At 67.0% G+C, this 22,099-nt stretch carries 16 protein-coding genes and 1 tRNA gene; 13 read left to right on the forward strand and 4 right to left on the reverse strand.

The genetic code is table 11. The features are described from left to right. The first annotated feature begins 221 nt into the window (after window positions 1-221). Genes G015_RS0108910 through G015_RS0108920 form a run of 3 tightly spaced genes read left to right on the forward strand, consistent with a single transcriptional unit; the run spans window position 222 to window position 6,152 of the window. A complete protein-coding gene (locus tag G015_RS0108910) occupies window positions 222-1,526 on the forward strand; it encodes an efflux RND transporter periplasmic adaptor subunit (RefSeq protein WP_020146518.1) in 1,305 nt (434 codons plus the stop codon). After that, complete coding sequence (locus G015_RS0108915) at window positions 1,526-4,672, forward strand: efflux RND transporter permease subunit (protein ID WP_020146519.1); 3,147 nt, start codon at window positions 1,526-1,528, stop codon at window positions 4,670-4,672. Before G015_RS0108910 ends, G015_RS0108915 begins: the two co-directional genes overlap by 1 nt. Before the next feature lie 7 nt (window positions 4,673-4,679). Continuing rightward, complete coding sequence (locus G015_RS0108920) at window positions 4,680-6,152, forward strand: efflux transporter outer membrane subunit (protein ID WP_018138513.1); 1,473 nt, start codon at window positions 4,680-4,682, stop codon at window positions 6,150-6,152. A gap of 12 nt (window positions 6,153-6,164) precedes the next feature. On the opposite strand, the gene mutS is transcribed toward G015_RS0108920, so the two are convergent. After that, entirely contained in the window at window positions 6,165-8,807 is a 2,643-nt protein-coding gene (mutS, locus tag G015_RS0108925) for a DNA mismatch repair protein MutS (RefSeq protein WP_018648954.1), read from the reverse strand. A 389-nt stretch (window positions 8,808-9,196) separates the two neighbouring features. Here mutS and G015_RS0108930 point away from each other — a divergent pair, with 389 nt between their 5' ends. The 10 genes from G015_RS0108930 to G015_RS0108975 all read left to right on the forward strand — a co-directional run bounded on the left by G015_RS0108930 (window position 9,197) and on the right by G015_RS0108975 (window position 18,171). Continuing rightward, window positions 9,197-9,496 carry a PilZ domain-containing protein gene (locus tag G015_RS0108930; protein WP_018138515.1) on the forward strand — a complete coding sequence of 100 codons (300 nt, stop codon included), beginning with the start codon at window positions 9,197-9,199 and terminating at the stop codon, window positions 9,494-9,496. 7 nt (window positions 9,497-9,503) lie between these two features. Then, window positions 9,504-10,034, forward strand: a complete 531-nt coding sequence (locus G015_RS0108935) for a CinA family protein (RefSeq protein ID WP_018648953.1) — start codon at window positions 9,504-9,506, stop codon at window positions 10,032-10,034. A 153-nt stretch (window positions 10,035-10,187) separates the two neighbouring features. Next, window positions 10,188-11,234: a recombinase RecA gene (gene recA / locus G015_RS0108940; protein ID WP_020146520.1), complete on the forward strand. Its 1,047-nt coding sequence runs from the start codon at window positions 10,188-10,190 to the stop codon at window positions 11,232-11,234. Further along, the gene (locus tag G015_RS0108945) at window positions 11,209-11,697 is read left to right on the forward strand and encodes a regulatory protein RecX (RefSeq protein ID WP_018862893.1); all 489 of its coding nucleotides are present in this window, start codon (window positions 11,209-11,211) and stop codon (window positions 11,695-11,697) included. Before recA ends, G015_RS0108945 begins: the two co-directional genes overlap by 26 nt. Window positions 11,698-12,076: 379 nt before the next feature. Next, the gene (locus tag G015_RS0108950) at window positions 12,077-12,367 is read left to right on the forward strand and encodes a GIY-YIG nuclease family protein (RefSeq protein WP_018138519.1); all 291 of its coding nucleotides are present in this window, start codon (window positions 12,077-12,079) and stop codon (window positions 12,365-12,367) included. Between the two features lie 390 nt (window positions 12,368-12,757). Beyond that, entirely contained in the window at window positions 12,758-15,367 is a 2,610-nt protein-coding gene (gene alaS, locus G015_RS0108955; protein ID WP_018995168.1) for an alanine--tRNA ligase, read from the forward strand. Window positions 15,368-15,518: 151 nt separating this feature from the next. Continuing rightward, the gene (locus G015_RS0108960) at window positions 15,519-16,763 is read left to right on the forward strand and encodes an aspartate kinase (RefSeq protein ID WP_018138521.1); all 1,245 of its coding nucleotides are present in this window, start codon (window positions 15,519-15,521) and stop codon (window positions 16,761-16,763) included. 68 nt (window positions 16,764-16,831) lie between these two features. Next, window positions 16,832-17,080: a carbon storage regulator CsrA gene (csrA, locus tag G015_RS0108965; RefSeq protein ID WP_012982990.1), complete on the forward strand. Its 249-nt coding sequence runs from the start codon at window positions 16,832-16,834 to the stop codon at window positions 17,078-17,080. Window positions 17,081-17,164: 84 nt separating this feature from the next. Continuing rightward, window positions 17,165-17,255, forward strand: a tRNA-Ser gene (locus G015_RS0108970). Window positions 17,256-17,796: 541 nt separating this feature from the next. Further along, complete coding sequence (locus G015_RS0108975) at window positions 17,797-18,171, forward strand: metalloregulator ArsR/SmtB family transcription factor (protein ID WP_018138522.1); 375 nt, start codon at window positions 17,797-17,799, stop codon at window positions 18,169-18,171. On the opposite strand, the gene G015_RS0108980 is transcribed toward G015_RS0108975, so the two are convergent. The 3 genes from G015_RS0108980 to G015_RS0108990 are packed head-to-tail and all read right to left on the reverse strand — an operon-like array spanning window position 18,172 to window position 22,056. Then, a complete protein-coding gene (locus G015_RS0108980; protein WP_020146521.1) occupies window positions 18,172-18,765 on the reverse strand; it encodes a nucleoside triphosphate pyrophosphatase in 594 nt (197 codons plus the stop codon). A gap of 5 nt (window positions 18,766-18,770) precedes the next feature. Beyond that, window positions 18,771-20,603, reverse strand: coding sequence for a sodium-extruding oxaloacetate decarboxylase subunit alpha (gene oadA / locus G015_RS0108985; protein WP_020146522.1), 1,833 nt, complete (start codon window positions 20,601-20,603; stop codon window positions 18,771-18,773). Window positions 20,604-20,637: 34 nt separating this feature from the next. Beyond that, window positions 20,638-22,056, reverse strand: coding sequence for an acetyl-CoA carboxylase biotin carboxylase subunit (locus G015_RS0108990; RefSeq protein ID WP_020146523.1), 1,419 nt, complete (start codon window positions 22,054-22,056; stop codon window positions 20,638-20,640). Window positions 22,057-22,099 lie beyond the last annotated feature (43 nt).

Consider the following 22,099-nt stretch of genomic DNA (forward strand, 5'->3'; position numbering starts at 1 on the left):
TTTCTGGAGTGGGTGCGCAATAACAAGGGTTGTTTACGTGCGACATCGGGGCACGCTACCGTGGTTCCAAGCACCGTCATGGCGCCGTTTCGGCCGGGTAACGATCGTATGCCGGCCCATATTTTCGACGACTGCGACTTTTTGGCGTGACGGAAATCACAGTTTTGCGCCCCTGACGGGGGTGGACTCCGGGCGCGCCCGGATCAGCGGGAGAAGCATTCATGCACCACCTGCGACTGGCCGCCCCCCTTTCGGCCCTGAGCATTCCTCTACTGGCCCTTTTGCTGGCCCTTGTCCTGCCCGGTTGCGCGGCGGAATCCGACGACGAAGACGATGCTGAACCCGAGGCGGTCGAGGTGCCGGTACGGGAGATGGAGAGCGAACTGGTCTCGATCTCCCGAACCTATACGGCGCGCACCCGCAGCCCGCGCGAGGTGGAGGTGCGCGCGCGGGTCGCGGGCGTGCTGGAGAGCCGGCGCTACGAAGAGGGCGAGATGGTGGAGCGCGGTACCGAGCTGTTCCGCATCGACCCCTCGCCCTATGCCGTCCAGGTGCGCAGCGCGCAGGCCAGCCTTGAACGCGCCGAGGCCGAGAAGCGCCAGGCCGAGCGCGAGTGGGAGCGCGTGCTGGACCTGTACGAGGACAACGCCGCCAGTGGCCGTGAGCGCGATGAGGCCCGCTCGCAACTGGAGCTGGGTGACGCCGCGGTCGCTGAGGCCGAGGCGGCGCTGGCGGAGGCCCAGCTGGATCTGGACTACACCTCCGTGACGGCGCCGCTGGAAGGGGTTGCGGGGCTGGAGGAGCGCCCGGAAGGCAGCCTGTTGCAGGCGGGTGACCTGCTGACCACCGTGACCCAACTCGACCCCATCCGTACCGACTTCGCGATCCCCGAGGGCCATCTGACGGCCTATGGGCCGCAGATCCGTTCCGGCGTTGGCCTGACCGTAGTGCTGACCCTGCCGGATGGCTCGTTGTACCCGCATCAGGGGCAGATCGACGTGACCGAGGCCGCGGTGGACGAGGCCACGGGCATGGTCGAGGTACGCGCGCTGTTCCCCAACCGCGAGGTCCAGTTGCTGCCGGGGCAGTTCGTGCGCGTGACCCTGAGCGGGCTGATGGCGGGGCATGGCATGCGCGTGCCGCATGCCGCGGTCATCGAGGGCTCTGACGGGGCCGCGGTGTATGTCGTCGACGCCGATGACATCCCGCATGTGCGGCCGATCCAGGTTGGCATGGACCTCGACGAGGACTTTCTGGTCACCGCCGGGCTGAGCGATGGTGACCGGATTGTGGTCCGGGGCGTTGAGGGCGTCGAGGAGGGCGAACGGATCGATCCCCGGGACGCCCCGCGCGAGACGGAAGAACCCGTGTCGCCGGGCGTGCTGCCGGAGGTGGCGCCGGATCTGCTGGATGAGGTGATGGATCCGGAGACCGAGGCCGATGCGGTCGAGGACATCCTGGATGGGCTGGGCAATGGCGCCGAGCCGGGTCTGGATGATTCCGACGCCGACGAGGCGTCCGACTAATGCTGCGCTTCTTCATCGGCCGGCCGGTACTGGCCTCGGTCATCTCGATCCTGTTCGTGCTGGCCGGGCTGTCTTCGGCCCTGCTGCTGCCGGTGGATCAGTATCCGGACATCCTGCCGCCGAAGGTGATCGTGACCGCCAGTTATCCGGGCGCGAGCGCCGAGGCGGTGGCGGAGACGGTGGCCGCCCCGATCGAGGCGACGGTCGATGGCGTGGACAACATGGCGTACATGCGCTCGAAGTCCACCGATGATGGCGACATGGAGCTGATCGTCACCTTCGAGGTGGGGACCGACCCCGACATCGCCGCGATCAACGTCAGTAACGAAGTCGAGGGCGCGATGGGGCGCCTGCCGGAGACGGTGACCGGCGCCGGGATCGCGGTGGAGAAACGTGCCCCGTCGATGCTGCAGATGATCACGTTCACCTCGTCGGACGGCAGCCTCGACAACCGCTTTATCAGTGACTACGTCTGGCGCAATGTCTATGCCGAGCTGCGGCGCGCGCCGGGGGTTGGCGACCAGACCTTCTTTGGCGCACAGATCTATTCGATGCGGATCTGGCTGCAGCCGGACCAGATGGCGGAGTACGACCTGACCGCCAGTGACATCCGTTCCGCGATCCAGGAGCAGAACGAGCAGTACGCGGCCGGCCAGTTCGGGGCCGAGCCGATGGACAACGCGATCGACTTTACCTACGCGGTGACGACCCCCGAACGGTTCTCCGAGGAGGAGGAGTTCGAGCAGGTGATCCTGCGCAGTGCACCGGACGGCTCCGCGTTGCGGCTAGGGGATGTGGCGCGCGTGGAGCTGGGCGCGCACTTCTACAACTTCGAGGCCAAGCACAACGGCCAGTCCACGGTGCCGGTGGGGATCTACCTGGAGCCCGGGGCCAACGCGCTGGAGACGGCGCGCGGGGTGCGCGAGATCCTGGAAGAGCTGGAGCCGCGTTTCCCGGATTCGCTGGAGTACTCGATCCCGTTCGATACCACGATATTCATCGACCAGTCGGTGCAGCGCGTACTGCTGACCCTGGTGCAGGCGCTGATCCTGGTGGTCGCGGTGGTGTATCTGTTCCTGCAGACGTTCCGGGCCACGGCCGTCCCGATTATCGCGGTACCGGTGTCGCTGATCGGGACGCTGGCTGGAATGTACGTGCTCGGCTTCTCCGCGAACATGCTCACGCTGTTCGGGCTGGTGCTGGCGATCGGGATCGTGGTGGATAACGCGATCATTGTGCTCGAGAACACCGAGCGGCTGATGCGCGAGCAGGGGATGAAGGCGGTCGATGCGGCCTATCAGACCGTGGACGAGGTGGCCACGCCGATTATCGCGATGACGCTGGTCACCATCGCGGTGTTCGTGCCGGTGGCCTTTATCGGCGGATTCAGCGGGCAGATGTACCAGCAGTTCGCGATCACCATCGCGGTATCGGTGGGGATCTCGGGGATCGTCGCGCTGACTTTGAGCCCGGCGATGTGCGCGCGGCTGTTGTCCGACAAGCCACGCCGCCCGGCCCTTCCGTTTCGCTGGTTCAACAGCGCGTTCGACCGCTTCACCGCCGCCTACATGGTGGGGGTGCGCTTCCTGCTGAGACGCAATTTTGTGGGCATGGGGCTGTTCGCGCTGCTGCTGGTGGCGATCGTGGTGCTGTTCCGGATCGTGCCGGGCGGGCTGGTGCCGCAGGAGGACCAGGGCTATGTGTTCGCGGCCGCCGAACTGCCCGCTGCGGCCTCGCTGCAGCGTACCCGTGGCGTGATGGATCGCCTGGGCGAGGAGGCACTGGAGTACGACGACACCGCGGATGTCGTGGCCTTCTCCGGGATGGACCTGCTGTCGGACGGCATGAAGACCTATGCCGGTGCGGCCTATGTGACGCTCAATGACTGGTCCGAGCGTCGCGGCGATGATCAGAGCAGCGATGCGGTGATCGACCGTCTGGTCGCCGATGGCGAGCGCCAGCCGGAGGCGACGATCCGCGCGTTCAATCCGCCGCCGATTTCCGGGATCTCCACTACCGGCGGATTCGAGGCCTACCTGCAAAGCCGGGTCGGGGATGACTCGGAGACCATGCGGGCGCGGGCCGAAGAGATCATTGAGGCAGCCGCGGAGCGCCCGGAGCTGGCGGATGTGCGTACCTCGCTTAATGTCGAGGTGCCGCGTTACGACGCCGATGTGGATCGCGAACGCGCCTTTGCGGCCGGAGTGCCACTCGGAGACGTGTTCGATGCGATGCAGAGCACCTTTGGTGCGGTCTACATCAACGACTTCTCGCTGTTCGGCCGGGTGATGCAGGTGCAGATGCAGGCCGAGGCCGATTATCGCCGGAGCCCGGATGACCTGGACCGCATCTTTGTGCGCTCGGATGCCGGCGACCTGGTGCCGCTGTCCAGCCTGGTGTCGGTCGAGCGGGTACAGGGGCCGGACGAGGTGGAGCGCTTCAACGTGTTCCCGGCCGCGCGGATCATGGGCGATCCGGGACCCGGCTACAGCTCGGGCGATGCGATACAGGCGCTGGAGGAGGTGGTCGACGAGACCCTGTCGGACGACTACCTGCTGAGCTGGACTGGCGCGGAATATCTGGAGCAGCAGGCGGCCGGGACCTCGGTGCTGGCCTTCGTGCTGGGCGTGGTCTTCGTGGTGTTGATCCTGGCCGCACAGTACGAGCGGTGGAGCCTGCCGCTGGCGGTCTTGATGGCCGTGCCCTTTGCGGTCTTCGGGGCCCTGGTGGCGATCTGGCTGACCGGGCAGGAGAACGGGATCTACTTCCAGATCGGCCTGCTGGTGCTGATCTCGCTGGCGGCCAAGAACGCGATCCTGATCGTCGAGTTTGCGCAGAACAAGCGCGAAGAGGGACTGAGCCTGTTCGATGCCTCGGTGGAGGCGGCCCGGCTGCGTTTCCGGCCGATCATGATGACGGCGATGTCGTTCATCCTTGGCGCGGTGCCGCTGGCGCTGGCCTCCGGGGCGGGGGCGAACAGCCAGCACGCGATCGGTATCGGCATCATCGGCGGCATGCTGAGCGCGACCTTCCTCGCGCTGCTGTTCGTACCCCTGTTCTATTTCGTCATTTCCAGTGGCCTGGAGCGCCTGCACAAGCGCCCGCGCGACACGGACGACTCGAAGGAGGCCGGAACGCATGCGTAGGACGTTGTTGGGGGTTTCTGCGGCCGCGCTGCTAGCGGGCTGTGCAGTCGGGCCGGATTACGAGCGCCCGGAGGTCACGCTCCCGGACGAGTGGCCGGAGGAGATCGGTGACCAGATGGATGCCGACTACGCCGATGCCGAGTTCTGGTGGGAGATGTTCGAGGACCCGCTGCTGGATCGTCTGGTGCGCGAGGCGCTGGAGAACAACGTGGATGCCGAGATCGCCGCGGCGCGGGTGGTACAGGCACGCGCGGTGCTGGGCCTGAGCCGTGCCGAGCAGTTTCCCCAACTGGAAGGCATGGCGTCGGTCGAGCGCGACTACCCCGCGGGGGATGCCGACCCGGAGACCGAGATGACGATTGGGGCCCTGCTAAGCTACGAGGTCGATCTCTGGGGCCGGCTGTCGCGTTCGGAAGAAGCGGCCCGCGCGCAGCTGCTGAACACCGCGTTTACCCGTGATGCCACCCGTTTGGCGGTCGTGAGCGATGTGGTCAGCACCTATTTCGATTATCGCGCCACGCAGGAGCAGATCGAGACCACCGAGGCGACGATCCTGTCCCAGATCGAGGCCCTGGAGCTGGAGCGCTCGCGCCTCGAGAGCGGTGCCACGACGGATCTGACCGTGCGCCAGGCTCAGGCCGAGCTGGAGACCAGCCGCGCGGGCCTGCCCGACCTGCGCGCCGATGCCGCCCAGCAGCGCCGGGCGCTGGCAGTCCTGGTGGGGGATACCGAGGCCGTGGTCGAGGGCCTGGAAGGGCTCGGTGACGAGGGTCTGGAGGATCTGCCGGATACGATCTCCGGGCTTCCGCACTCGGTGCCGTCGGACCTGATGATCCGCCGGCCGGATATCCGCGCGGCGGAAGCCAGCTTGATTGCGGCCAATGCCGATATCGGTGTGGCCCGCGCGGAATGGCTGCCCAGCCTGAACCTGGCCGCGCTGTTTGGGCAGGAGGTCAGCCGGGTCAGTCAGTTTTCCTCCAGTGATTCGTTCTTCTGGGAGTTCCTGGCGGAGTCCACGGTGCCGATTCTCGATTTCGGCCGTCGGCGCGCCACCATTGAAGGCGTGGAGGCCGAGCGCGATATCGCCGAGCTGGAATACCGCGCGGCGATTCAGGAGGCCCTGGAGGAGGTCGCCAACACCTGGAGCGTGCTGAATGCAGCGCACGAACGGGTGGAGGTGCGCCAGCGCGAGGTCGGGGCGCGGGTCGAGGTCCTGGATCTCGCGGAGCGCCGCTATCTGGGCGGGTTCGTGGGGTATCTGGAGGTGCTGGATGCGCGGCGGGCCCTGCTGGATGCGCGCCTGACGCTGACCGAGGCCTCGCGCGATCGCCTGGCGGCCACCGCGACACTGTTCCGCGCCCTGGGCGGTGGCTGGGATAGCGCCGCCATTCCGCATGATGTGCTGGAGGACGGCGATCCGGATGTCGCCGAGGCGGAGGCCGAGGAACAAATCATCGTTCCGGCCGATTCGGAAGACTGACCGCCAGGACGCCTATTGCCGATCGCGCAGGGCATCCTTCATGCGGTAGAGGGCGTCCAGGGCCTCGCGCGGGCTCATCTCGTCCGGCTCCAGGGTGTCGAACAGGGCCTTCAGGGCTCGTTCTTCCGAGGGCCAGTCTTCGGCAACCGACTCGGGGGCCGCGGTCGCGGTGTCCGGGGCGGCGGCGAACAGCCCCAGTTGCGGCGAGTCCGTCGCGGCCGCCCGATCCTCCAGTTCGCGCAGGTGTTCCCGCGCGAGCTTGAGTACGTCGGCCGGGACGCCGGCCAGCTGCGCGACCTGCAACCCGTAACTCTGATTCGCCGGACCCTCACGGACCTGGTGCAGGAACACGATGCTGTGTTCGTGCTCCATGGCGTCCGTGTGCACGTTGGCCACGGCCGGCTCGCGCTCGGCCAGCGCGGTCAGTTCGAAGTAATGCGTGGCGAACAGGGTCAGCGCGCGGTTGTGGCGCGTCAGGCGCTCGGCGCAGGCCAGGGCAAGCGCCAGCCCGTCGAAGGTGCTGGTGCCGCGGCCGATCTCGTCCATCAGCACCAGGCTCTCGGGGCCCGCGTTGTGCAGGATGTTCGCGGCCTCGGTCATCTCCACCATGAAGGTCGAGCGTCCGGAGGTCAGGTCGTCGGAGGCGCCGATGCGGGTGAAGATGCGGTCCACGGGGCCGATCTGCGCACGCGCGGCCGGCACGAAGCTGCCCATGCAGGCGAGCAGCACGATCAGCGCCGTCTGGCGCATGTAGGTGGACTTGCCGCCCATGTTGGGGCCGGTGATCACGAGCAGGCGGCGCGTTTCCGGGTCCAGCTCGGTGTCGTTGGCGACGAACGGGGTGTCGAGCCCGGACTCGACCACCGGATGCCGGCCCTGCTCGATCTGGATGCCGGGTTCGCCGACCAGCTCCGGGCAGTGCCAGTCGAGGCGGGCCGCACGCTCGGCCAGGCAGGCGAGCACGTCCAGTTCGGCCACGGCGTCCGCAATGGTGCGCAGGCGCGGGGCACGCGCCTGCAGGTCGGCGATCAGGTCGTCGAACAGCGCGCGCTCGCGGAGCATGGCCTGCTCGCGGGCGGAGAGGATCTCGTCCTCGAAGCGCTTGAGTTCCTCGGTGGTGTAGCGCTCGGTGTTCTTCAGCGTCTGGCGGCGCATGAAGCGGCCGGGGAGCTCGGCCGAGCGGCTGCGCGAGACCTCGATGTAGTACCCGTGCACGCGGTTGTAGGCGACCTTCAGCGTGGGGATGCCGGTGGCCTCGCGCTCGCGGGCCTCGATCTCGCGCAGGAAGGTGTCGCCGTCGCTTTCCAGCGCGCGCAGGCGATCCAGCTCGGGGTCGTAGCCCGCGCGGATCATGCCACCGTCGGTCACCCGCAGCGGTGGTTCCTCCACCAGGGCTGCGGCGAGCCGCGCGGTCAGCTCATCCTCCGGCGCGAGCGCGGCATGCAGCGCGGACAGGCGCTCGGCGGCATCGGCCAGCGGCGCCAGGGCGGTGTGCAGGGCCGGCAGGCGCTCCAGGCTGGCGAGCAGGGCGGTCAGGTCGCGCGGGCGCGCGCTGCCCAGCACGATGCGCGAGAGGATGCGCTCGCTGTCGGCGCTGCCGGCCAGGGCGTCGCGGATCGGGGTGACGGCCTCCTGCTCCAGCAGGGCGGTGATCGCGGTCTGGCGCTCGCGGATGATCGCGCGCTCGCGCAGTGGCTGGTGCAGCCACTGCATCAGGCGGCGGGCGCCCATCGCGGACTGGGTCGTGTCCAGCAGGGCGAGCAGGGAGCCGCGGCGTTCGCCCGTCAGGGTGCGCGTGAGTTCCAGATTGCGGCGGGTGGCCGGGTCCAACACCAGCATCTGGCTGCGCTGCTCGTGCGCCAGGCTGGTGATGTGGGCGAGATCGCCGCGATGGCGGTTCTGCACGTAGGCGAGCAGGGCCCCGGCGGCAGCGATGCCCAGGTCCAGCCCCTCGCAGCCAAAGCCGGACAGGTCGCGGGTGCCGAAATGGGTGATCAGCAGGCGATGGGCGGACACGGCGTCGAAATGCCAGTCGGCGTGGCGCTGGGGGGCGAAGGACTCGGTGCCCGGGATCGCGCCCGCCTGATCCGGCATCAGCAGCTCCACCGGGTCGAGCCGCGCCAGTTCGGCGGCCAGCTCGGTTTCGTCGCCGACCTCCAGTACGCGGAACTGGCCGCTGGCGAACTCCAGGCTGGCGATGCCGTAGCCGGTCTTGCGGCCCTTTACGGCGGCGGAGGCGGCCGGGCAGACGGCGACCAGGCGGTTCACCTGGCGGGCATCCAGCAGGGCCTCCTCGGTAACCGTGCCCGGAGTCACGATGCGCACGACTTCGCGCTTGACCGGGCCCTTTTGCGCGCCCACCGCACCGGTCTGCTCGCAGATCGCCACGCTCTCGCCCATCTTCAGCAGGCGGGCCAGGTAGCTCTCCAGCGTGTGCACGGGGATCCCGGCCATCGGGATCGGCGCCCCGGCTGATTCGCCGCGCCGGGTCAGGGTAATGTCGAGCAGCCCCGCGGCGCGCTCGGCGTCGTCGTAGAACAGCTCGTAGAAATCCCCCATGCGGTAGAGCAGCAACGTATCCGGGTACTCGGCCTTGATGGCCAGGTACTGCTGCATCATCGGGGTATGGGCGGAGAGGGGCTCGGCGGTGCTCATCGGTTCGGCTGCGGTCGATCCGGGCTTGGGGAAACACTGATTAATGTACACGTTCGCGCTCGAGTCGCTTTTGCGTGCGAACAAGGCGCGGTGACTGCCGTGCAGTCATTCTGCACAAGGGAACCGCAACGCCGTTCCCACGCAAAAGCGGCCGAGCCCCTTGGGGTTGGCACCCCAGGTTCCCCGATTCTGCGTTGCGCCGCTTGCGGGTAGAACCACTACCCGCTGCACGACGCGCCTTGTCTCGGAAAACCTGGGGTACCAACGCGAGCGTGTACATTAATCAGTGTTTCCCTGCCGTGCAGTATACGGATGCGCGGGCCCGTGTGGCAGGTGCACCATCACGAGACGTGATGTGCCACACTCGGGTGGAGTCATGGAGGATGCGCATGCTGGGAGAAGATGACCGCCGGGGCTTCCGGCGCATGCAGGTCGACACCCCCGCACGAGTGACCTGGATGGCGACTGGTGCGGCGGACGAGGTGCGGCTGGAGGACCTTTCGGCCAGCGGCTGTGCCTTTCGCTGGCCGCATGCACCGCAGGCGGGCGAGCGTGTGAGCATCGCGGTCAACAGCCCGGACGGGCGACTGCCCTCCCTGGAGCGGGCCGGCCAGGTGGTGCGCAGCGAGCCCCTGGGCGAAGAGCGGGTGATCTGGCGTGTGGCCATAGCCTTTGACAGCGAGGGATGATCCGGACATGGAAGCGGAATCGACTCTGATTGCAAGCCCGCGCGAGGCTGATCTGGCCGGGCTCTCGGCGCTGGTCTACGACCTGGGCGAGCGGCTGCTCGCCAGCGAACGCAAGCTGTGCACCATCGAGTCCTGTACCGGCGGCGGGATTGCCCAGGCGATTACCGATGTCCCGGGCAGCTCGGGCTGGTTCGAGTGCGGCTGGGTGGCGTACTCCAACGCGGCCAAGACGCGGATGGTCGGGGTGCCGGCCGAACTGATCGAGCAGCATGGCGCGGTCAGCGAGGCCGTGGCGCGCGCGATGGTCGAGGGCGGGCTTGCCCACTGCGATGCCGACCTGGCGCTGTCGGTGACCGGCATCGCCGGGCCCGGTGGCGGCAGCGCGGACAAGCCGGTGGGTACGGTCTGCTTCGGCTGGCAGGAGCGCGGGCGGGACGCGCGCGTCGAGACCCAACATTTCGATGGCGAGCGCCACGATGTACGCCTGCAGGCGATGCTGCACGCGCTCAGTGCGTTGCTGGCGCACGAGGCGGCCTGACGCGTCGACCATTCCCCGGGGCATCGCGCCCCGGTGATCCCCTTCGAGCCGTGAACCCGGGTTGGGTCGCTCCCCGCCCTGTGGGATACTGCGGCCCCGTATCCGCCCCGCAACGGATCGGAAACCATCGCTGCAAGTATCGGGAGGCATACCGTGGACGAGAATCGCAAGAAGGCCCTGACCGCCGCACTGGGGCAGATCGAACGCCAATTCGGCAAGGGCGCGGTGATGCGCATGGGCGATCAGCAGGCGGTGGATGTGCCGGCCGTGTCCACGGGCTCCCTGGCGCTGGACATCGCGCTGGGCATTGGCGGCGTGCCGCGCGGGCGCGTAGTCGAGATCTACGGGCCGGAGTCTTCGGGCAAGACGACCCTGACCCTGCAGGTGGTGGCCGAGGCGCAGAAGCTGGGCGGCACCGCCGCGTTCGTGGACGCCGAGCACGCGCTGGACCCGACCTACGCCGAGAAGCTGGGCGTGAACGTCGACGACCTGCTGGTCTCGCAGCCGGATACTGGCGAGCAGGCGCTGGAGATCGCCGACATGCTGGTGCGCTCCGGCGCGGTGGATGTGGTGATCGTCGACTCCGTGGCCGCGCTGACGCCCAAGGCGGAGATCGAGGGCGAGATGGGCGACTCCCACGTCGGCCTGCAGGCACGCCTGATGTCGCAGGCGCTGCGCAAGCTGACCGCCAACATCAAGCGGTCGAACACCCTGGTCATCTTCATCAACCAGATCCGCATGAAGATCGGCGTGATGTTCGGCAGCCCCGAGACCACCACCGGCGGCAACGCGCTCAAGTTCTACTCCTCCGTGCGCATGGATATCCGCCGCATCGGCGCGATCAAGAAGGGCGACGAGGTGATCGGCAACGAGACCCGCGTGAAGGTCGTGAAGAACAAGATGGCACCCCCGTTCCGCGAGGCCTACTTCGAGATCCTCTACGGCGAGGGTATCTCGCGGGTCGGCGAGATTATCGAGATGGGTGTGAAGGAAGGCCTGATCGACAAGGCCGGCGCCTGGTACAGCTACAACGGCGAGCGCATCGGCCAGGGCAAGGAAAACGCCCGTCAGTACCTGAAGGACAACCCGCATATCGCCGAGGAAGTCGAAAAAACCCTGCGCGAACGCCTGCTGCCGAAGCGAAACAAGGCTGCGGTGGAGGACGAGCCGGCCGATGCCCCGGTCGAGGAGCAGGGCTGACCCGGCTGATCCGGACGCCGCACTGGAGGCCGGGCTCCGGCTGCTGGTGCGGCGCGAGCACTCCGCGCTGGAGCTCGCGCGCAAGCTGGCCGAGCGCGGGTTCGAGCGCGACGCGGTGGATGCCGCGCTTGAGCGTGCGCGCGAGCTCGATTACCTGAGCGACACCCGCTACGCGGACTTCATCGCCCGCCACCGCACCGAGCAGGGCTACGGCGAGCAGCGCATCCGTGCCGAACTCGCCCATAACGGCATCGGCAGCGACACCGTCAATGCCGCCATCGATGCCCTGGAGGTCGACTGGACCGACCAGGCCCGCGGCCAGCTCGAACGCCACTTCCGCCACCCCCCCGAGACCCGCGAGGACGAGGCCCGCTACCTGCGCCACCTCGCCGGGCGCGGTTTTCCCGGCGGTGTCGCCCACCAGGCCCTCGCCGCCTGGAAAGACGACGCTGGTGGTTCCTGACCGATTGCTTCGTCGCGTTGCTCCTCGCAATGACGGGTTTGGAGGAACGTCATTGCGAGGAGCAACGCGACGAAGCAATCTCTGGGCGCAACCACCAGTTTCAGGGTCTGTGCCGACCCAGCCGATTGCCACGGCCCCTTCGGGGCCTCGCAATGACGTATTTCTGACCCCGTCATTGCGAGGAGCCCTGCGACGAAGCAATCTGTGTCCAGAACCACCCGGCCCAGACGCCGAGTGATCCACCAGCGGTTGCCACTGCCCCTTCAGGCCATCGCAATGACGTGCTGGTATCGAGGACACGCGAGTGTCACCGGTGGTGAATGGCCGAAAGGATTCTCGGCCGCTGAGTACCAATGTGCAGTCGCCCACGGAGGGAGCGATGAAACAACCCTGTGTCTACATGATGAGCAACCGTCGTGACGGGACCCTCTACGTGGGTGTGACCAGTAACCTTGTGCAGCGGGTCTGGCAGCATCGTTCGGGAGAGGTATCCGGGTTCACCAGCCGCTACGGTCTGCATCGGCTCGTCTGGTTCGAGCAATGCGTGGAGATGGAATCCGCGATCGAACGCGAAAAGCAGTTGAAGGCGGGTCCGCGGCGCAGGAAGGTTGCGCTGATCGAGCAGGTGAATCCCGGGTGGCGGGATTTGTTCGACGACATTGTGGGTTGAACGCGGCTGGGGAGGTGCTTGCCGATTGCTTCGTCGCCGGGCTCCTCGCAATGACCGCGATCATGGTGCGTCATTGCGAGGCGTTGGAGGGACCGTGGCAGTCGTTGGTGGGTCACTCGGCGCTTGGATCAGGTGGCCGTGGATGCCGATTGCTTCGTCGCGTTGCTCCTCGCAATGACGTCGTCATTGTCCCGTCATTGCGAGCGCAGCGAAGCAATCGCTCTACGGAACCACCTGATCCCGATTCTGGCCAGGCCCAGCCGATTGCCACGCCCTCTTCGTAGCCTCGCCATGATAGGCAACATGGCCCGAAGGCGGGGGCGGCAATACGCGGGTTGGGGGCTTGCGTGATAGGATTCCGGTTTTGACCCCATATTCAATCGGAACCGCATGAAAAGCGCCGACATTCGCCGGAGTTTCCTCGAATTCTTTGAAGGGCATGGTCATACGATCGTGTCTTCCAGCCCGCTGGTACCGGGCAACGATCCCACGCTGCTGTTCACCAACGCGGGGATGGTGCAGTTCAAGGATGTGTTCCTCGGCCGCGAGAAGCGTTCGTACAACCGCGCGGTGTCCAGCCAGCGCTGCGTGCGCGCTGGCGGCAAGCACAACGACTTGGAAAACGTCGGCTATACCGCGCGGCATCACACCTTCTTCGAGATGCTGGGCAACTTCAGCTTCGGCGACTACTTCAAGCGCGATGCCATCCACTACGCCTGGCAGTTCTTGACCGAGACCATCGGTCTGCCGCCGGAAAAGCTGTGGGTCACGGTCTACGAGACCGACGACGACGCCTACAACGTCTGGGCGAACGAGATCCAGGTTCCAGCCGAGCGCATCGTGCGCATCGGCGACAAGCCAGGCGGCGGTTCCGACAACTTCTGGCAGATGGGCGACACCGGCCCCTGTGGCCCCTGCACCGAGGTCTTCTATGACCACGGCCCGGAGGTCGAGGGCGGCCCGCCCGGTTCCCCGGACGAGGACGGCGACCGCTATATCGAGATCTGGAATCTCGTGTTCATGCAGTACGACCGCGACGCGGACGGCACGCTGAACCCGCTGCCGCGCCCGTCCGTCGATACCGGCATGGGCCTCGAGCGCTTGGCCGCCGTGCTGCAGGGCGTGCACTCCAACTACGAGATCGACCTGTTCCAGGACCTGATCGCGGCCGCCGCGCGCGTGACCGGGGCAAAGGAGCAGGACTCCGCCTCGCTGCGCGTGATCGCCGACCACATCCGTTCTATCGCCTTCCTGATCACCGACGGCGTGTTGCCGTCGAACGAGGGCCGCGGCTACGTGTTGCGCCGCATCATCCGCCGCGCCGCACGCCACGGGTTCAAGATGGGCGCGCAGGACGCCTTCCTCTACCAGATGGTCGGCGATTTGGTGCGCGCGATGGGCGAGGCCTTCCCGGAGCTGGCAGAGGCACAGGCCCGGGTCGAGCAGGTGCTGGAGAAGGAAGAGCGCAAGTTCCTGGAGACGCTCGACAAGGGCATGAAGATCCTGGAAGACGATCTGCGTGACCTGAAGGGCACGGTGATCCCGGGCGAGACCATCTTCCTGCTGTATGACACCTACGGCTTCCCGGTGGATCTGACCGGTGACATCGCCCGCGAGCGCGGTCTGGAGCTGGACATGGCGGGCTTCGAGTCCGCGATGGCGGATCAGCGCGCCCGCGCCCGCGCGGCCAGTCACTTCTCCATGGACGACGGCGGCCTGCCGCAAGTCGACGTCGAAACCACATTCTCCGGCTACGAGACCGTCGACGACGAGGGTCGCGTGGTCGCGCTGTACCAGAACGGCGAGCCGGTCGAACGACTCGAGGTCGGCGCCGAAGGCCTGGTGGTACTGGACCGCACGCCGTTCTACGGCGAGTCCGGCGGCCAGGTGGGCGATGTCGGCACGCTCAGTGGCTCCGGCGTGCGCTTCCAGGTCGCCGACACCCGCAAGCAGGGCGCGGCACATATCCACGTGGGCCAGGTGCGTGCCGGCACGCTGGAGGTCGAGCAGACGCTGCAGGCCGCAGTCGAAGGCCCGCGTCGCGAGAACATTCGCCGCCATCACTCGGCGACCCACCTGCTGCACAAGGCCTTGCGCGACCAGCTGGGCGACCACGTCCAGCAGAAGGGCTCGCTGGTGGACCCCGATCGGCTGCGCTTCGACTTCACCCACATGGAGCCGCTGACCGACGAGCAGCTGCGCTCCATCGAGGCCCAGGTGAACTCGGAGATCCTGGCCAACGACGCCACCGATACCCGCGTGATGGACATCGAGTCGGCGATGGAGTCCGGCGCGGTCGCGCTGTTCGGCGAGAAGTACGGCGATCAGGTCCGGGTGCTGAAGATCGGCACCTCCGTGGAGTTGTGCGGCGGCACGCATGTGGACCGCACCGGGGACATCGGGTTGTTCCGCATCACCTCCGAGGGCGGGGTGGCCGCCGGTATCCGCCGCATCGAGGCGGTCGCCGGCCAGGTCGCGCTGCGCTGGGTCGACCAGCAGCTCGGGTATCTGGATGCGATCGCCGACCGCCTGCGCGCCGGGCGTGGCGAGGCGGCCGATAAGGTCGCTCAGCTGCAGGAGCGCTCGCGCGAACTGGAAAAGCAGATCGAACAGCTCAAGGGCAAGCTGGCCAGCCAGGCCGGCAGCGATCTGGCCTCGCAGGCGCAGGAGGTCGGCGGCGTGCAGGTGCTGGCCGCGAAGGTCGAGGGCGTGGAGCCCAAGGCCCTGCGCGACATGGTCGACCAACTCAAGCAGAAACTCGGCAAGGCGGTGGTGGTCCTGGGTACCGCGACCGGCGAGGGCAAGGTCAGCCTGGTGGCCGGCGTCACCAAGGCCGAGACCGGCCAGTTCAAGGCCGGCGATCTGGTCGGTCATGTGGCCGCGCAGGTGGACGGCAAGGGCGGTGGCCGCCCGGACATGGCGATGGCCGGCGGCCAAAGCCCGGACAAGCTTGAGGCCGCGCTGGCCTCGGTCGCCGACTGGGTACGCGAGCGCGCCTGAAGACCATCCGTCACCGCGGGGCCAGCGCCGCGGGGATGTCTGTCCGCCACCCTCGGGGCGCTTTACGCGCGTGCCCGTGGGTGCTCGCAATGAAGAACTGAATGATGTTTAATGCGCCGCCTTTCCGGGTGGCGGTGAATGGAATCGTGCAATGGCGTTGCTGGTACTGAAATTCGGGGGCACCTCGGTGGGCACCACCGAGCGCATCCAGGCGGTCGCGGAGCGGGCGCTGAAGCTGCGCGAGGAGGGCCACCAGGTGGTGATCGTCGTCTCCGCGATGAGTGGCGAGACGGATCGTCTGCTGGGGCTCGCGCATGCGCTGAACCCGCGGGCCGATGGCCGCGAGCTGGATGTACTCCTATCCACCGGCGAGCAGGTGACGATTGCCCTCCTGTCGATGGCGCTGGAGGCGCATGGTTGCCCGGCGCGATCCTATACCGGCGCCCAGGTCACGATTCGCACCGACAGCGCGCATAACAAGGCGCGTATCCGCAGTATTGACGATGCCCGTGTGCGCGCGGATCTGGAGGCCGGCCGTATCGTCGTTGTGGCCGGTTTCCAGGGCGTGGACGAGCACGGCGCGATCACCACGCTGGGCCGCGGCGGATCGGATACCACGGCGGTCGCGCTCGCGGCCGCGCTGAAGGCCGACGAGTGCCGGATCTATACGGATGTCGATGGTGTGTACACCACCGACCCGCGCCTGGTGCCGAATGCGCGACGCCTGCACAGCATCACCTTCGAGGAGATGCTGGAGATGGCGAGCCTCGGGTCCAAGGTGCTGCAGATCCGCGCGGTGGAATTTGCGGGCAAGTACAACGTCCCTCTCAGAGTGCTGTCCTCGTTCGAGGAAGGACCGGGGACCCTGATTACCACGGAGGAGGATGCGCAGGTGGAACAGGCGCTGGTTGCGGGTATCGCGTTCAATCAGAACGAGGCCCAGCTGACGGTTCAGGGCGTCCCCGATCAACCGGGGGTCGCGCATCGCATCCTCGGCCCGATCGCGGACGCCAACATCGAGGTGGACATGATCGTGCAGAACGTGGGCGCGGATCAGACCACCGACTTCACCTTTACGGTTCATCGCAACGACTACGACAAGGCGCTGGCGATTCTGCAGGATGCCTGCAGGGCGCTGAGTGCGCGTGAGGTCTCCGGGGACACCCACATCGTGAAGATCTCGGTGGTCGGCGTCGGTATGCGCTCGCACGCGGGGATTGCCAGCAAGATGTTTGAGGCGCTCTCGCGTGAGACGATCAACATTCGGATGATTTCGACCTCCGAGATCAAGATCTCGGTGGTCGTGGATGAGAAGTACCTCGAACTTGCAGTACGCGCTCTGCATGATGCCTTTGAACTTGAGCAGGAACCTGTCGGTCAACAGGAGGACGGTTAAGGATGACAGACCGTAAAACGGTTACCGGACGACCGACTGCGTCCGACACAGGCACTGCGGAGAAGAGCATGCTCATTTTGACTCGACGTGTGGGCGAGACCCTCATGATCGGCGAGGACGTTTCCGTCACCGTCCTGGGGGTCAAGGGCAATCAGGTTCGTATCGGGATCAACGCGCCTCAGGACGTTGCTGTCCACCGCGAGGAGATTTTCCAGCGCATCCAGCGCGAATCCAACGTAGCGGGCGACGATCAGGGTTCGTCCGGCGGTGGGTCCGCCCCGGGGGGGAGCGTGGCCGCTTCCTCGCGCGACGACTGACAGAGGTTGCCAGGCCCGGCGGCCCCAGTGGCCGCCGGGCCTTTTCTTTATGGGCACAAGTCCGTATCCTGTGCCGCGCATTCCGGAGAGTTGGCCGAGTGGTCGAAGGCGCTCCCCTGCTAAGGGAGTATGGGTCAAAAGCCCATCGAGGGTTCGAATCCCTCACTCTCCGCCAGATCCAGAAAGGGGCCCGAGTGGCCCCTTTCGCACGTCTGGCCCCCGAGGTATCGGGATTCGAACCCGAGATATCGAAAATGATGGTTCGACGGGTGACGCGTAGCGGCACCCGAACGTCGCCGCAGGCGACGGCCCGAAGGGCGAGGCGCGCGTCGCGCCGAGTAATCCTCACTCTCCGCCAGATCCAGAAAGGGGCCCGAGTGGCCCCTTTCGCACGTCTGGTCCCCGAGGGTTCGGGATTCGGACCCGAGATACAGAAAAGGTGGTTCGACGGGTGAGGCGCAGCGGTACCCGAACGTCACCGCAGGTGACGGCCCGAAGGGCGAGGTGTATTGGTTGGGGGTTCTAAGGGGCGGTATGGCGATAGTCGGCGCGCTGGAAGGCGTTTCCCGGGCTCAGTGACAGCGTGTACCGCCAAGCCCATCGCTGACGGTTTTGCTGAATGCCTGCACGCATTGGGGGTTCCACGCTCCCGAGCGTGCTAATCTTGTGCGAAATGGTCGACTTATAAAGGCCGGATCGGCCAAAGCGGATTTCCTATGTCTCTGACCCCCACTGTCCTGTTCAGCCTGCTGGCGGACGACACCCGCTTGCGTTCGTTGCTGCTGATTCACATGGAGCGCGAGCTCTGTGTATGCGAGCTGATGACTGCGCTGGAGATCTCGCAGCCGAAGGTCTCGCGTCATCTGGCCGCGCTGCGCCAGCAGGACGTGGTGACGACCCGGCGCGAAAGCAACTGGATCTACTATCGGCTGCATCCGCAACTGCCGGAGTGGGCCCGCGAGGTGCTGGCGTCGACGGCCGAGGCTTCGCGCGTCAATGGCACGCTGCGCGAGGATCATGCGCGCCTGCAGACAATGTGGCGTGATGCCGATCTGGGGCTCCCGGTTTCCCGGCGCTCGTCGGAGGCCTGATCAGCGTACTTCGGTGGGAGGCATGGCAATGCCGGCTTCCCGCAACCACTGACACAGGCGGATCAGCGGAAGACCCACCAGGGCGGTAGGGTCCGAACCCTCCATGCGCTCGAACAGGCTGACCCCCAGGCCTTCCGACTTGAAACTGCCGGCGCAGTCCACGGGATTGTCCAGCGCGACATAGGCCCGAATCTCGGCGTCCGACAGCCGGCGGAAGCTGACGACGTATTCCACGTCCTCTACCTGCGCCTCGCCGCTGGAGGCATCCAGCAGGCACAGCCCGGTGTGAAAGGTGACCGTGCCGCCGGACAGCGAGGCCAGCTGTTCGCGGGCGCGCTCGGGATTGCCCGGCTTGCCGAGGATGTGGCCCTGATGGCTGGCGCTCTGGTCGGAACCAATGATCAATGCGCCCGGGTGGGTGCCAGCGACTGCTCGGGCCTTGGCCTCGGCGAGGCGCTGCACGAGGGCCGCCGCGTCTTCGTCCGGGAGCCGCGTCTCGTCGACCTGCGGGGCCGCCGTCGCGAACGGCAGATGCAGCCGCTGCAACAGCTGGGCGCGATAGGGCGAGGTCGAGGCGAGGACGATTTCACGCATGGGGCTTACGCATCCGGGCTGTCGATCTCGATCAGGGCATCGTCCGGGTTGGCGGCCGCACCCTTGGCCACGTTTACCGCGCGCACGGTGCCGGCGATGGGCGCGGCGATCTCGGACTCCATCTTCATCGCCTCGAGCACCAGCACCGGCTGGCCGGCCTCCACGGTGTCGCCCTCGGCCACCAGGACGTCGATGATCGTGCCCGGCATGGACGTGGTGACATCCCCCGGGCGGGTGGCGCGGCGGGATTTCTTGCCCGTGCGCGGCGACTCGGCGCCACCGCTACCGCCGCCGGCGGTGTCGATGGTGTCGAGCGTCTCGATCAGGACCTCTTCCGGCATGCCGTCGATGGTGACGTACATCGGCCGCGTGTCCTCGCGGTGGTGGCCGCTGCCATTCACGCGGATATGGTACGACTCCCCGTGGAAAGTGACGTTGAACTCGACCGGCGCCGGGCAGCCCGCCTGGGTGTTCTCGGGCAGGTTCAATGGTTCCGGTTCCAGTGTCCCGTCGCGGCGCTGCTCGAGGAAGGAACGTCCCACCTCGGGAAACAGCGCGAAGGTCAGTACGTCCTCCGGCCCCTGCGCGAGGTCCCCGATCTCCCGGGTCAGGTGGTCCATCTCCGGCTTCAGCAGGTCCGCCGGGCGCACGTCGATGACCTCGGCGTTGCCGATCGCCTTGCGCTGGATCACGCGGTTGATCGGCCCCGGCGCGCGGCCGTAGTGCCCGGTCAGGTACTGCTTCACCTCGTTGGTGATGGTCTTGTAGCGCTCCCCGGCGAGGACGTTCATCACCGCCTGGGTGCCGACGATCTGCGAGGTCGGCGTGACCAGGGGCGGGTAGCCGAGGTCCTCGCGTACGCGCGGGATCTCCTCCAGCACGGCATCAAAGCGATCCAGCGCGTTCTGGTCGCGCAGTTGATTGGCGAGGTTGGAGATCATCCCGCCCGGGACCTGGTTCACCTGCACCCGGGTGTCGACGCCGGTGTATTCGCTCTCGAAGCGCTGGTACTTCTTGCGCACCTGGTGGAAATACAGCCCGATCTTCTGCAGGGCCACGAGGTCCAGGCCGGTGTCGTGCCCGGTGCCGGACAAGGCCGCGACCAGGCTCTCCGTGGGGGGGTGGCTGGTGCCCCCGGCGAAGGCGGAGATCGCGGTCTCGATGTGGCGGCAGCCCGCCTCGATCGCCTGCCAGTGGCACAGCTCGGACAGACCCGAGGTGGCATGCGCATGCAGGTGGATCGGGACATCCAGTGCGTCGACCAGCTCGGTTACCAGTTCGCGGGTGGCCGTCGGGGTCAGCAGCCCGGCCATGTCCTTGATCGCGATGCTCTGTGCCCCCATGTCCACCAGCTCGCGGGCGAGGGCGACGAATTGGGCGGCGGAGTGTACCGGTCCGGTGGTGTAGCACAGCGTGCCCTGGGCATGGCCGCCTGCCTCGCGGGTGGCCTCGATCGCGGTGCGCAGGTTCCGGGCATCGTTCATCGCGTCGAAGATGCGGATGATGTCGATGCCACCGGCCACGGACCGCTCGACGAAGGCGCGCACGACATCATCGGCATAGTGGCGGTAGCCGAGCAGGTTCTGCCCGCGCAGGAGCATTTGCAGCGGGGTGTTGGGCAGCGCGGCCTTGAGCTGGTGCAGGCGCTCCCACGGGTCTTCCTTGAGAAAGCGCACGCAGGCGTCGAACGTGGCCCCGCCCCAGGCCTCGAGGGAGTGAAAGCCGATCGCGTCCATCTGCTCGCAGATCGGCAGCATGTCCTCGGTGCGCATGCGCGTGGCGATCAGGCTCTGGTGGCCGTCGCGCAGGGTGACATCCGTAATGTGAACTCGATCCATGGCTAGTCCGGTGTTCGGGCGGGGCAGTGTTTCCCTAAAGCCCGTGGTGGGCGGCGATTGCGGCGGCGATTGCGACGGCCAGCTGGCGGTCGGAGCGCTTGGCCGGTAGCTCGGTCAGTTCTGGGTGCTCGGCGATGAAGCCGGTATTGAAATCCGCGCGGCGAAAATCCGGGTGGTTCACGATCGCCAGGTGATACGGGATGGTGGTCTTGACCCCGAACACGCCCATGTCGCGCAGGGCCCGGTTGCTGCGCGCCAGCAGGTCGTCCCACTCCAGCGCCCAGCAGATCAGCTTGGCGCACATCGAATCGTAGTGGGGCGGGATCTCGTAGCCGGTGTAGATCGCGCCGTCGGTGCGCACGCCCGGCCCACCCGGGGCAAAGTAGCGCGTGATGCGACCAAAGCTCGGCAGGAAGTCGTTGGTTGGGTCTTCCGCGTTGATGCGAAATTCCATAGCGAAGCCGCGCCGGGTGATCTGCGACTGGTTGTAACGCAGGGGTTCGCCACTGGCGATGCGCAACTGCTCCTGCACGATGTCCACGCCGGTGATCATCTCGGTCACCGGATGCTCGACCTGCAGGCGCGTATTCATCTCCATGAAATAAAACGTGTCATCGCCGTCCATCAGGAACTCGACGGTACCGGCGTTCTGGTAGCCGACGGCCTGGGCGGCGGTAACGGCCAGTGTGCCCAGGTGCTCGCGCTGGGCCTCGCTCAACTGCGGCGAGGGGGCGATCTCCACCAGTTTCTGGTGGCGCCGCTGCACGGAGCAGTCGCGCTCGTACAGGTGCACGGCATTGCCCTGCGTATCCGCGAGGATCTGTACCTCGATGTGGCGCGGGTTGACCACGGCCTTTTCCAGGAAGATCTCGGTGCTGCCGAACGCACGGGTCGCCTCCGAACGCACGCGGTCGAAGTTGCGCCGCAGGGCGTCCGCGTCGTCGCACAGGCGAATGCCACGTCCGCCGCCGCCACTGGTCGCTTTGAGCATCACCGGATAGCCGATAGCCTCGGCGGTCTCCAGTGCGGTCTCCAGGGTTTCCAGGTTGCCCTCCGACCCTGGGGTGACCGGGACCCCGGCCTCGATCATTGCCTTTCGCGCGGCCACCTTGTCGCCCATGCGGCGGATGACGCTGGCGTCCGGGCCGACCCAGGTGAGCCCGCGCGCGTCGCAGGCCGCGGCGAAATCCGCGTTCTCCGAGAGAAAGCCGTATCCCGGGTGTACGGCGTCGCATCCGGCCGCCCGGGCCACACTGAGCAGCCGGTGGATGCTCAGGTAGCCACCCATGCTGTCGGGGCCGATCGCGTAGGCCTCGTCCGCCTTTTTAACGTGCAGGGCGTGGCGGTCGGCGTCGGTATGCACCGCGACCGAGGTAATCCCCATCTCCGCGCAGGCCCGGATCAGGCGTACGGCGATCTCGCCCCGGTTGGCTATGAGCAGCTTGCGGATCAAACGGAAGGCCTTGGGAAGGTCAGTGAAAGCCCGAGTATCGGCA

Source organism: Thioalkalivibrio sp. ALJ15, assembly GCF_000383695.1.
In the GTDB taxonomy this organism is placed as follows: Bacteria; Pseudomonadota; Gammaproteobacteria; order Ectothiorhodospirales; family Ectothiorhodospiraceae; genus Thioalkalivibrio.